The sequence below is a fragment of the Yoonia sp. genome (genome assembly GCF_042093035.1).
Classification (GTDB): Bacteria; Pseudomonadota; Alphaproteobacteria; order Rhodobacterales; family Rhodobacteraceae; genus Yoonia.
On sequence record NZ_JBELFI010000091.1, the window covers coordinates 1 to 10720 of the forward strand.

The 10720-nt window shown below is 54.0% G+C and carries 11 protein-coding genes and 1 pseudogene; 7 read left to right on the forward strand and 5 right to left on the reverse strand.

Annotated elements, in window-relative coordinates:
- From ACFDSS_RS11110 to ACFDSS_RS11125, 4 genes are all read right to left on the reverse strand, one after another.
- Positions 1 to 667 (reverse strand): alpha-hydroxy acid oxidase (locus ACFDSS_RS11110; RefSeq protein ID WP_375255813.1); only part of this gene is annotated, 667 nt, incomplete at its 3' end.
- 170 nt (positions 668 to 837) lie between these two features.
- Complete coding sequence (locus ACFDSS_RS11115) at positions 838 to 2115, reverse strand: TRAP transporter large permease (RefSeq protein WP_068291577.1); 1278 nt, start codon at positions 2113 to 2115, stop codon at positions 838 to 840.
- Between the two features lies 1 nt (position 2116).
- The gene (locus ACFDSS_RS11120; protein WP_068291575.1) at positions 2117 to 2671 is read right to left on the reverse strand and encodes a TRAP transporter small permease; all 555 of its coding nucleotides are present in this window, start codon (positions 2669 to 2671) and stop codon (positions 2117 to 2119) included.
- A gap of 57 nt (positions 2672 to 2728) precedes the next feature.
- A complete protein-coding gene (locus tag ACFDSS_RS11125; protein ID WP_068291572.1) occupies positions 2729 to 3712 on the reverse strand; it encodes a sialic acid TRAP transporter substrate-binding protein SiaP in 984 nt (327 codons plus the stop codon).
- 382 nt (positions 3713 to 4094) lie between these two features.
- Between ACFDSS_RS11125 and ACFDSS_RS11130 the strand changes: the two genes are divergently transcribed.
- The gene (locus tag ACFDSS_RS11130; RefSeq protein ID WP_375255814.1) at positions 4095 to 4913 is read left to right on the forward strand and encodes a FadR/GntR family transcriptional regulator; all 819 of its coding nucleotides are present in this window, start codon (positions 4095 to 4097) and stop codon (positions 4911 to 4913) included.
- Positions 4914 to 5071: 158 nt separating this feature from the next.
- Here the strand turns inward: ACFDSS_RS11130 and ACFDSS_RS11135 are convergent, their stop codons facing one another.
- Positions 5072 to 6277, reverse strand: coding sequence for an IS701 family transposase (locus ACFDSS_RS11135; protein WP_375255815.1), 1206 nt, complete (start codon positions 6275 to 6277; stop codon positions 5072 to 5074).
- A gap of 39 nt (positions 6278 to 6316) precedes the next feature.
- On the opposite strand from ACFDSS_RS11135, the gene ACFDSS_RS11140 reads away from it, so the two are divergent.
- The 6 genes and pseudogenes from ACFDSS_RS11140 to ACFDSS_RS11165 all read left to right on the forward strand — a co-directional run.
- Positions 6317 to 6910, forward strand: a complete 594-nt coding sequence (locus ACFDSS_RS11140; RefSeq protein WP_375255816.1) for a carbohydrate ABC transporter permease — start codon at positions 6317 to 6319, stop codon at positions 6908 to 6910.
- Between the two features lie 11 nt (positions 6911 to 6921).
- Positions 6922 to 7977, forward strand: a complete 1056-nt coding sequence (locus ACFDSS_RS11145; RefSeq protein WP_375255817.1) for an NAD(P)-dependent alcohol dehydrogenase — start codon at positions 6922 to 6924, stop codon at positions 7975 to 7977.
- Positions 7970 to 9052, forward strand: coding sequence for an ABC transporter ATP-binding protein (locus ACFDSS_RS11150; RefSeq protein WP_375255818.1), 1083 nt, complete (start codon positions 7970 to 7972; stop codon positions 9050 to 9052). The genes ACFDSS_RS11145 and ACFDSS_RS11150 overlap by 8 nt, the downstream gene beginning before the upstream one ends.
- 6 nt (positions 9053 to 9058) lie before the next feature.
- A pseudogene (locus ACFDSS_RS11155) lies at positions 9059 to 9187 on the forward strand (carbohydrate kinase); the annotation flags it as partial.
- Positions 9188 to 9796: 609 nt separating this feature from the next.
- Positions 9797 to 10159 (forward strand): MarR family EPS-associated transcriptional regulator, encoded by a 363-nt coding sequence (locus tag ACFDSS_RS11160; protein ID WP_375255819.1) that lies wholly within the window; start codon positions 9797 to 9799, stop codon positions 10157 to 10159.
- A 14-nt stretch (positions 10160 to 10173) separates the two neighbouring features.
- On the forward strand, positions 10174 to 10720 hold a 547-nt coding region (locus ACFDSS_RS11165; RefSeq protein ID WP_375255820.1), incomplete at its 3' end, for a GDP-mannose 4,6-dehydratase.

A 10720-nucleotide genomic window follows, 5' to 3' on the forward strand; every position in this document is an offset into this window, starting at 1 on the left:
TTGCGCGGCCTCTTTGTGGAATATAATCGTCGAAAAAGCGCATCCGGGGCACGATGCCTTCGCATAAATGAGCAAGGCACCATGCGGGCCGGCGGGCCATTTCCGTCAAGGTCCGCAGATCGGCTTTTGGCGGCACCGTCAGGTTTGCCCGCCGCTGCCGTTCGCGCCTGCTTTCTTCCGGGACGTCCAATGTAACGATGAGGGTATGAAACCCCGCGCTCTTGACCCGGGTGAGCATTTTGCGACGCAAATCTGGCGAAGTGACTGGGTAATGCTGGAACCATCCATTTTGACCGATATGCGGCGCAACATCCTCAGGCGAGGCGACAGCCACGCTTGACAGAGAGTAAGGGATGTTGTGACTGACCGCTGCCTGAGCCAGTTTGCGTTCCGCGCCAGCCCAAAACAAGCCGGACATCCCGACCGGAGCGATGCCAAAAGGCAGATTGTATTCTTTTCCCAAGAGCGAAGTTTTCAATTGGATATCTTGTCGACCGCACAGCACGTTTGGAAGGAACCCGATTGAATCCAGCGCTCTTCGATTTGTCTTTAGTCCGAGTTCGCGGCCTGTCGCGCTGTCCAGATATTCGAAGGCGAATTTGGGAATTCGCTTTCGTGCTGCCAATCGCAGATCATCGACTGACGGGTGGGATAGGTCCAAGTCCATGTTGTTTTTACCTCAATGTTTTCGGGAGTTTTGACACGGCAGCTGGGCGTCACACTGCCGTGAACCGTTTCACGCTTGCCATTCACTAAGATGTAGTTGGCACAAAGATGTAGTTGGCTGTTTGCCCGCCGCGGAATTGATGGTCTTTCGAGAAACGGGCAAACAGGCGTTTATCTATACACCATTGTGGGAAGCCAAAGGGCAATCTCCGGGATGAACATGATCAGGAGCAGCACGATGATCAGCGGCACAAGAAACGGCATTGTCGCCCTCACGCATTGCTCAAACTTTACTCCCGAGACCTCCGCCAGGACGAATAGCACCATGCCTACAGGGGGCGTCAGAAGGCCCAGCATCAGGTTCAGGATCAACAGGATTCCCAAGTGAACGGGGTCAATACCTGCCGTCAAGGCGATTGGCATCAACACCGGAACCAAGATGGTGATTGCGGCGATGGTTTCCATAAAAAGGCCGATCACCAAGACGATCAGCATCATGATGATAAGCAAGACGTTCTTGTTGTCGGTAACGCCAAGAAGCAAGTCTCCCAGTTTTGTTGCTACCTGCTCGGACGTCAAGATCCAGGCAAAAACAGCAGCGGATGCAATGATCATCAAAATGGCGGCCGAAGTCAGGATCGTGTCCATCGAAACCCGCACAAGATGTCGCCATGTCAGGGATCGATAAACCGCCAAACCAAGTAACAGTGCGTAACACACAGCCGCAACGGCAGCTTCTGTGGGGGTGAAAATCCCGGTGGCAATTCCGCCGACGATGATGACCGGAGTCAGCAGAGGAAGGAACGCCTCTTTGAATGTCGCCCAGATATTGCAAAAGTCGATGTGGCTGTCTTTGGGATAGTTGCGCTTCTTGGCATACCAGGCAACCATGATCATCAAGGAGACGGCCATCAGAAGCCCGGGGATAAGGCCCGCGGCAAACAGCTCGCCGATCGAAACCGAGGCCATGACCCCGTAGATCACCAAGGGTAGCGAGGGCGGGATGATCGGGCCGATGGTCGAACTGGCCGCCGTGATCCCGACGGAAAAGTCGACGTCATAGCCCGCTTCGCGCATGGCCTTGATCTCTACGCTGCCAAGACCGCCCGCATCCGCAACCGCCGCCCCCGACATCCCAGCAAAAATTACACTGGCACCCACGTTAACGTGGCCCAGACCACCGGGAAGCCATCCGACCAGAGATCGTGCAAAGGCAAAGATCTTGGTGGTGATGCCGCCCGTATTCATCAGATGACCGGCGAGAATGAAAAAGGGGATCGCCAGCAATGGAAAGCTGTCGATGCCGCCGATCATCCGGTGGATAAGCAGGACGTCAGGCAGGCCCTTGACCATGATATAGGCGAGCGAAGCGCCGCCAAGCGCGACAGCAACCGGCACGCCAAGGATCAGGAAAAGAGCGAGGAGTGCAAAAAGAAAGGTAAGTGCCATTTCATACAGCCTTCACAAAGAACGGGATTTTCTCTTCGATGATGTCCTGTGCCGGGCGTCGGGCCTGCCGTACAAGTATCAATATTGAAAACAGCGCCATGAGCGCGCAGCCAATGCTGACGCAGTAATAAATGTAGGCTTTGGGCAGATCGATTGAGACCATATTCGACCGCGTCTTTTGCGCTAGCTCGATCGCCAGAACCGCCGCATAGCCCCAGAAAGCGAATGTGATCGTTTCTACCAAAAGGATGATGGGCTTGATGGCTTTTACCGGAATGTAGTAGTAGGCAAACTCCAGAAAGATGTGCTTGCCCAGGCGGACGCAGCTTATGCCCCCGACAAAGCCCAACAGGATCAGGAAATAACGCGCAATTTCTTCAGTCCATCCCAGGCTATCGTTCAGCACGTAGCGCGTGAAAAACTGCAAAGCGACGACAAAGAATAGTGCCGCGAAGACGATAAGCACCGGGATATCCATCCAACTAACATCAGAGATATCGTCGGTGACTTCTTCGATCTCTTCGAGCATCGCATCGATTTGATCTTTTTGTGACATGTTGCCTCCCCTCGGAAATGCCGCCGCCCCATGGCGGGGCGGCAGTCGAAATACCTGTTACTTGGCGTCCGGAATCGCCTGGAGCTTTTCATAAAGCTCGGCAGGAAAAGGCAGATCGCCGGAGGTCAACGCGGGTGCTACTGCCGCGATGAACGGAGCCCGGTCGACTTCATTCACGGTGATCCCCTCAGAGCGGAACCAGGCGACCAGCTCGGCTTCGGCCGCCTTGATATCGTTTGTGGCCATATCGGCGGTCTCGATCAGCACTTCATTGAGGGTCGCGCGATCTTCTTCGCTCATGGATGACAGGCGAAGACCGGAAACAACGGTATAGATCGAGTTGATGATGTGACCGGTCAGGTTGATGTTGGATTGCACTTCATGAAACCGTTTTGCCTGAATGGTGGTAAGCGGGTTTTCCTGAGCGTCAACAACACCCTGCTGCAACGCAAGATAGACCTCGGCAAATGCCATGGGCGTCGGATTTGCGCCCGTTGCCTTCGGGAACAGCACATAGGCAGGTGCATTCGGCACCCGGATTTTCAGGCCAACCATATCATCAGGCGTCAGGATCGGCTTGTTCGCGGTGACATGACGGGCGCCATAATAGCTCACGGCAGCGATTTCATTGCCGCCCGTGGCGTTCTTGTAGCCAGCGGCGACTTCCTGAAAAACGTCGCTCGCGTAATAGGCGGCCCAATGGTCAAGGTTGCGAAGCGTGAACGGGAAGTCGGTCATCGAGGCGGGGCCGTAGACGGCACCCGCAAAACCCGGACCTGTATAGATCACGTCCACGGTGCCCAACGACAGGCCTTCATTCAAGTCAGCTTCTTTGCCCAAAGAAGATGCAGGAAAGACCGACATCGTGTAACGGCCTTCGGTGCGCTCTTCAAGCATCTCGGCGGCTTTTAGGGCGGCGGTGTGAAGCGGGTGGCTAGCTTCGTAGACATGCGCCAGCTTCAATTCGTCAGCGACGGCGGCTGACCCTACCAAAGTTGTCGCAGCAAATGCGGCGACACATGCCAGTGTGTTGAACTTCATAACTTCCTCCAGGTTGGTTGCCCAAAAGCGGGCGGCAAAGTAATTTCTGGCATCAGGTGAAGAAGCCCGCGATTGCGGAGGACCTCCGCCTAGCCCATCCAGTTTCCCTTTGATAGTGCCAAATTGGAGTAGTTTTCGGAATTAGTCAACAGTTTTGCCAAAAATGGATCAGTTTGGTAGGGTTATACTGCCATGCTGATCGGAGGATACCGGCCTGTAAGGATGCCAAGCCATGGACACCAATGACAAATTTAACTTTGAAAGCGGTGTGGAGCGCCTACAGAATTGAGGTCGTTGCCGACGCCTTCGAGACGCGGATTTTTCCGGTAAGCAAAAAAGAGAAGGTCCTTCCGGGTTTGTTTGGTGCCCGGCGCGATGCGCCTTGCTTTTGGTACAACCAAATATAAACCTTCGATCTGTTGTATTATTCAGATTCGGCGTTATCTTGGTCTTATGTCACAAAAATTGGCCCAAGTTCATGTCTGCACCCACCAGAGCACCAGATAAGTTAGTCAATGAGCTTGAAAGACGGATCCGCGACGGCATACTCAAAGAAGGTCAAACGATCCCGACAGAGCGCAATCTGATGATTGAATTCGGCACCGGCAGAAATGTGGTGCGGGAAGCATTGCGCATCCTGTCGAGCCGCGGGCAGATCGAAACGAGGCCCCGCCATCGCCCGATTGTCCGGCGGGTGAATGCGGACAGCGCGTTTGATGTCATGGGCAGCATCGCCGGTCGGCTACTTGATCAACCTGATGGGATCAAGAACCTGTTTAACACACGAATCATGATCGAAGCGTCTCTGGTTCGACACGCTGCTAACTCGGCGTCCAAGGCCGATCTTGAACTCTTGCACCAAGCGCTGATCGCCAATGAAAACGCCATCAACGATAGCGATGCGTTCGATCAAACCGACATCGAATTTCATGGGGCGCTCTATGAGATTTCCGGGAATCCGATCTTGCCGGCTCTGCATCGGGCCTATGCCTCCTGGCTTGCGCCAAAATGGCAGCAAACACCGCGTATGCCTGAACGCAATCGCGAGAATTATGGGTTCCACGCCTCGATTTTCGAGAACATTCTGATGCGCGACCCGGATGCCGCCGAAGACGCGCTGCGCCGGCATCTTGCAAATGCATGGCGGCAGGTGCGTTCGACCTTTCCGTCGATGCACGGCGATGACAAACCAACAAAGTGACTAGCATTACAGTTGCATTCTGGATTTGACATGGCACTCCCTTGCGACGGCTTGATGGGCGCGTCGCCAGACCGACCACGCGATGATCTCGGCAGGTTGGATCTGTCGTTGGGCCATTTTGTTCGCGATGCGGCGAATTTCCTGTATAGACCAGCGGATCAGTGACGGGATCGGATCTGATTGATCTTTCGTAGTGTTTTTGGGGTTGCTGCGACGTTTGCATGATGGCGGATCGCTGCGGTCATGGCGAAGGCGAGCATGACCAGCGAGACATGACGGTGCCAGCCATGCCACGACCTGGTTTCGTTGTGGTCGAGCCCCAATTCGTTCTTGGCGGTTTCGAAGCTGTCCTCGATTGCCCATCGGTGGCCCTCGATCCGGGTGAGGGTTTCGATGGAGGTTCCCTGTGGGCACCAAGTTGTGAAGTATGAAGTATCGCCATCGGCGATGTTGCGGCGGATCAGAAGGCCACGGGTCCATGTGCCGGGGAAATCAGAACCAAAATCGCCTGCATCGAGATCCGCGAGGTCGAAATAGGCCCAGTCATGAAGCCGTGCGCCTTTTGTGCCAGCCCCGGACGAGAGGCGTTTCCACGCGTCCTCGGGCAGGCCTGCGGCGATCTCCTTTGCCGTGCCGGATACGGCGTAAGGCTTACCCCAGGAATTGAACCCATGATTGGAACTGACGCCAAGGACATAGCCCTTCCCCGCGCGTCGCAGGGCCATTTCAAGGTCCCCGACACCGTAAACACTGTCGGCCGCCACCCAGGAAAACGGGACATTCGCCGCCAACGCGCGCTGGATCATGGCGCAGGCAAGGGCGGGTTTGGTGGCGAACTTAACAGCCTCGGGCACATGGGCTTTGTCTCGTCGTGTCGGATCATCCGCCCATGCCTTTGGCAGATAAAGCGCCCGGTCAATGAAGGCATGCCCGTGACGAGAGACATAGGACGCAAAGACGCCGATCTGGCAGTTGGTGATCTTCCCGGCGGATCCAGTATATTGCCGCGCCACTCCGCAAGAGCCGTGACCCTGCTTCAGAAAACCGGTTTCATCAATCACCAGAACCGCATCGGGATCGGCAAGCGTTTCCAGCGCGTAGTCACGCACGATGTCGCGCAACGCATCGGCATCCCAGCACCCTCGACCAAGGATGGCCTGCTGCCGCCAGGGACCACTGTCGCCGGCAGCTTCGGCCCGCATCCAACCTGTCTTGCGCCGCTCGTCGCCCAGAAGCCCGTCAAGAAAGTTCCCGGCGCAAGCAGCTACACGATCTTGCGTGAACAAGGGCCGCATGCGCGCCTTTACATCCCGTAAGGAAGATGCCCAGAGCTCAAGCGTGCTCTCTATCGACAAACCAGTCATCCATGACCTCATCTGAATCATGGTAAACCATTGATTCAGATGTCCAGAGATAATGCAACTGTAATGCTAGGCTTGCCGGCCGCTTATGCAGTCGCGCGGCATCCAAACCGTATCACCAAGGAAATTCAGTTCTTCGTTCTGTCACTCCGGTTTTTACCACCTGTCGCGGTGGCCATTCCCCTGATGGTGATTTGGTTGAACCTTGGGATTTACGACACCAAACTTGGAATGATCATCGCGTACTCATTGATTACAATCTCGATCACAATGTGGCTCGCCATTCCAAGCTTTCAACGCGTCCCAATCGCTATCGAGGAGGCTGCACGCGTAGATGGCTACGGACCGTACGCCGTCTTCGCTAAAGTGGCGCTGCCGGTCGCGATGAAATCGCTTCTAGGTGCCCTCGCGTTTAGCTTCGTCCTTGTTTGGAACGAGTTCCTCTTGGCACTGATGCTGACAACAAGTGATGCAAAAACCCTCCCTATCGTTGCATCTGAGATGTCCCAGTTAGGAATGAATGTCCCTTGGGGCATTCTGAACGCTGCTGTTGTTTTGCTTTCTCTCCCCCCTCTTCTGATGCTGGGCCTTTTGAGCGGTTTTCTGAACCGCGCATTTGCTCAGAAAGCTCGATAGGATTAAAAAACATGCAAGCACTTGTACTGGAACGCATTGGCGAACTGGCGATCCGCGAGATTGAATTGCCGGACGCAATGGGCACAGGCGACGTAAAAATTGCGATTGATACAGTCGGCGTCTGCGGAAGCGACGTCCACTATTACACACATGGGAAAATCGGAGATTTCGTTGTCAAAGAGCCTATGGTTCTTGGACACGAGGGATCTGGCCGCGTAATCGAGGTCGGGAGTGAAGTGCGGCATCTAAAAGTTGGTGATCGCGTATGTATGGAACCTGGTGTCCCTGATTTGTCGTCACGCGCCTCGAAACTGGGTATCTACAATGTCGATCCAGCAGTTGCCTTTTGGGCCACTCCGCCGGTGCATGGTATCCTGACATCAACTGTCGTTCATCCTGCCGCATTCACTTACAAGCTTCCCGACGACGTAAGCTTTGCCGAAGGAGCGATGGTCGAACCCTTTGCGATCGGGATGCAAGCGGCAGCAAGGGCCAAGATCGTCCCCGGTGATGTCGCCGTCGTTACCGGTTGCGGTACAATTGGGCTTATGGTCGCGCTCGCCGCACTTGCTGGGGGGTGCAGTAAGGTCATCATTTCCGATGTAAGCGCTGAAAAATTGGAAATTGCTGGGCGTTACGACGGCATCGTTCCAGTGAATGTATCGACCGTTTCCCTCAACGACACGGTGCTGCATGAAACTGATGGTTGGGGCGCTGATGTTGTGTTTGAAGCCAGCGGCGTACCTCAAGTCTTCAACGATGCTATTCGCGCGGCAAGGCCTGGCGGATGTGTTGTCCTTGTCGGCCTACCTCCCGCTGAAGTTTCTTTTGACGTAAACGCGGCAGTCGCGCGTGAACTGCGCATCGAAACCGTATTCCGCTATGCCAATGTGTTTGATCGCGCATTGGGGTTGATTTCTTCAGGCAAAGTTGACCTGAAACCCCTCATCTCTGAGACCTTTAGCTTTGATCAAAGCATCGCTGCATTTGAACGTGCAGCAAAGGGCCTCCCCACAGACATCAAACTGCAAATCAAAGTTGCAGACCTAGGAGAAAAAAATGGCTGAGATTGTTTGCCAGAATATCAAGAAAAACTACGGCGCAGTCGAAGTTGTCCCTGATTTTAATCTGGAAGTGAAAGACCATGAGTTCATCGTATTCTTAGGCCCATCAGGGTGCGGGAAATCGACGATGCTGCGCATGATGGCAGGCTTGGAAGACATTACCGGTGGGGAGCTGCTTATCGGCGGTAAAATCGTGAATGATCTTGAACCACGTGACCGAGGTATCGCGATGGTGTTCCAGAACTATGCGCTCTATCCACATATGACTATTCGGGACAACATCGCCTTTGGTCTACGTCGTATCAAGGTCTCTGAAGAAGAAATCAAAAAGCGCACGGCTGACGTCACAGGTGTCCTTGGTCTTGAGCCGTATCTTGATCGAAAGCCCACGGAATTGTCGGGCGGTCAACAACAGCGCGTCGCCATTGCCCGAGCGATGATCAAGACGCCCGATGTATTTCTATTCGATGAACCGCTCTCAAACCTAGATGCAAAGCTTAGGGCGACAATGCGCGAAGAGATCGCGCGTTTGCATAAGAAACTTCAAACGACGACGGTCTATGTCACCCACGATCAGATGGAAGCCATGACGCTTGCGGATCGCATCGTGTTGATGAAAGACGGGATGATCGAACAGGTTGGTGCGCCAGAAGAAATCTATGAACGGCCCGCCACCTTTTTTGTCGCCGGTTTCATTGGCACCCCAGCCATGAACCTTATTGATATGACTGTGAACCAATCAAACGACGGTTTTCAACTCACCAGCAAACATGTGACTTTGTGCGTGGATCCTTCCAGGTTTGAAATCAAGGAAGGACAAAAAGTCACTTTGGGCGTTCGTCCAAGTGATCTCAGTTCCGAGAACAAAAATGCTGATGCTTTGTCGGGAAAATCAGATCTCATCGAATATCATGGCGACCAGGCTCTGGTGAGCTTTGATGTTGGTGAACTGAAGATTCGCGCGCTCGTTCCTGCGCGGCATAGGCCAGGCGAAGGGGCTGATGTCTCGTTTTACATCCGCGAAGGATCCGGTCACCTCTTCGACAAAGCAACTGGCAAAAGCCTGCTGAAAGGGTAACCATCCATGATCTTTTGCTGCGGTGAGGCACTTAGCGACATGTTACGTGAGGAAACAGCCTCAGGCAGTGTTGGGTATGTGCCCCGCTGCGGTGGGGCTGTGTTCAAAACTGCGGTTGCCTTGGGAAAGCTGGGGATCATATCCTTGAGCATGTCGTTTCCGCCGCAGCTCGCATGAATGACCGATTTGCCCGCGGCGCAGTGGCATAGAAATTTAACTAACGCAGCAATTTCCGCGCTGCGAGTGCACGCAACGCAAAATCAACAGGTCCGGTGTGGGCTCGTAGCGGACATTCGTTGCAAAGTGCCGGAAGGATGCTTTCACCTTCCTACCGCCTCACCCCTAATTCAAAAAAGCTGGCCACATCTGCGGCCAGCTTTGTTTCTTTCAACACTCGTCAGCGATGTCATTCGCCGCCCCCCACGTGTGTGCACATAGATCGCAGCGGAGTTGACTTTGGCTTGGGTCGGGCGTTCGCCCCAAGTCGGCATCCCGCAGAAGCGCGCGTTTTCGGGGCTACGTTAAGGTGCTGGTGACAAAGGTGTAGGACGTTTAAGCAGGGCGCAATAAGGACCTGATGTATCGTTCACATTCGAGCATAAGCGAGAATCCCCGTATAGCTTATTTTTAGCTTGCTCGGCTGCGTGGAGGTTGATATCGCTCAAATTTGAACGATACGCGCGACCTTGGGCAAACAAGCGTCCCGATGTCGGATACCCTTGATGAGTTTTGGAGAACAAAATTATGCGCACCAAACTCCAAGAAGACACCCATTTTCGTGTGCTGCGTTTGCTTCAAGACAATCCTGAAATGTCGCAGCGCGAATTGGCGAAAGCCGCAGGCGTCAGCGTTGGCGGGTTGCACTACGTTTTGAATGCGCTTGTCGAAAAAGGACTCGTGAAGTTGGGAAATTTCACTGCGGCCAAAGACAAGCGCCGCTACGCGTATATTTTGACGTCAAAAGGAATGGCGAAAAAAGCCGCTCTCACACGCGCGTTTTTGACACGTAAAATGGAAGAATATGAGGCGCTTCGCGCAGAGATCGACGCCTTGAACGCTGAATTGGGAACGGATGCGTCCCACACCTCTGAGCTCACACTTAAATGAAAACGGAAAACAACGTGACCAAACCAAAAGTGCTCATCACCGGAACCGCCGGTTTTATCGGATTTCACCTTGCCAAACTCCTTTTGGCTGAAGGGTTTCAGGTGCACGGCTATGACGGGATGTCGGATTATTACGACGTCACTTTGAAACAGCGTCGCCATTCGATGCTGCTGCAAAATCCGAACTTCGCGGCAACCGAAGGCCAGCTTGAAGATCAGGCCACGTTCGATGCTGTGGCCGATGCATTTCAGCCTGAGGTTATCGTGCATCTCGCAGCACAAGCGGGCGTGCGCTACAGTTTGGAAAACCCGCGCGCCTATCTGGATTCAAACATCATCGGCACATTCACCGTGATGGAAGCCGCGCGCCGGTTGGAAGTGAAGCACTTGCTGATGGCCTCAACGTCGTCGGCCTATGGTGCGAACACCGAAATGCCGTTCATTGAAACCGAAAAAGCCGACACACAGCTGACGATCTATGCGGCCACCAAAAAGGCCAATGAGAACATGGGCCACGCTTATGCGCATATCCATGACCTGCCGACCACGATGTTCCGGTTCT

What these genes read in the sequence shown, in the direction of transcription:
- ACFDSS_RS11115 (WP_068291577.1), bottom strand. Translation starts at nt 2,115, where the DNA reads ATGGCACTTACCTTTCTTTTTGCACTCCTCGCTCTTTTCCTGATCCTT.
- ACFDSS_RS11120 (WP_068291575.1), bottom strand. Translation starts at nt 2,671, where the DNA reads ATGTCACAAAAAGATCAAATCGATGCGATGCTCGAAGAGATCGAAGAA.
- ACFDSS_RS11125 (WP_068291572.1), bottom strand. Translation starts at nt 3,712, where the DNA reads ATGAAGTTCAACACACTGGCATGTGTCGCCGCATTTGCTGCGACAACT.
- ACFDSS_RS11135 (WP_375255815.1), bottom strand. Translation starts at nt 6,277, where the DNA reads ATGACTGGTTTGTCGATAGAGAGCACGCTTGAGCTCTGGGCATCTTCC.
- ACFDSS_RS11140 (WP_375255816.1), top strand. Translation starts at nt 6,317, where the DNA reads ATGTCCAGAGATAATGCAACTGTAATGCTAGGCTTGCCGGCCGCTTAT.
- ACFDSS_RS11145 (WP_375255817.1), top strand. Translation starts at nt 6,922, where the DNA reads ATGCAAGCACTTGTACTGGAACGCATTGGCGAACTGGCGATCCGCGAG.
- ACFDSS_RS11150 (WP_375255818.1), top strand. Translation starts at nt 7,970, where the DNA reads ATGGCTGAGATTGTTTGCCAGAATATCAAGAAAAACTACGGCGCAGTC.
- ACFDSS_RS11160 (WP_375255819.1), top strand. Translation starts at nt 9,797, where the DNA reads ATGCGCACCAAACTCCAAGAAGACACCCATTTTCGTGTGCTGCGTTTG.